The following is a 263-nucleotide window of genomic DNA, read 5'->3' as shown; positions in this document are numbered from 1 at the left end:
AGCCGCGCGTGAGCGTGCGGCGGCTCGCGCCGGCCCGGTCGGCCCAGGCGTCGAGATCGGCCTCCGAGGCCGGATCCTCGATCAGCGCGAGGCAGACGCGGCGCAGGCGCGGGTCGCGCGGGAGCGGCAGCGCCAGCGGCGTCGCGGGGGCCCGGCCGATCTCGTCGAGCACCAGGGCGGCGAGGTGGCCGCCGCGGCCGTCGACCGCGTAGAGCACCGGCTCCTCCGCCAGCGCCGTGAGCGCCGAGGCCAGGAGCCGCGAC

1 pseudogene is annotated in these 263 nt (G+C 80.2%); it reads right to left on the bottom strand.

The window, feature by feature from the left end:
• Positions 1–263 (bottom strand): annotated as a pseudogene (locus KZZ06_RS21195) (AraC family transcriptional regulator); the annotation flags it as partial.

This window comes from Sulfitobacter sp. CW3 (assembly GCF_019392245.1).
Lineage (GTDB): Bacteria > Pseudomonadota > Alphaproteobacteria > Rhodobacterales > Rhodobacteraceae > Sulfitobacter.
Note: the sequence above shows the minus strand (reverse complement) of the source record. Positions and strands in the feature narration are given on the sequence as shown.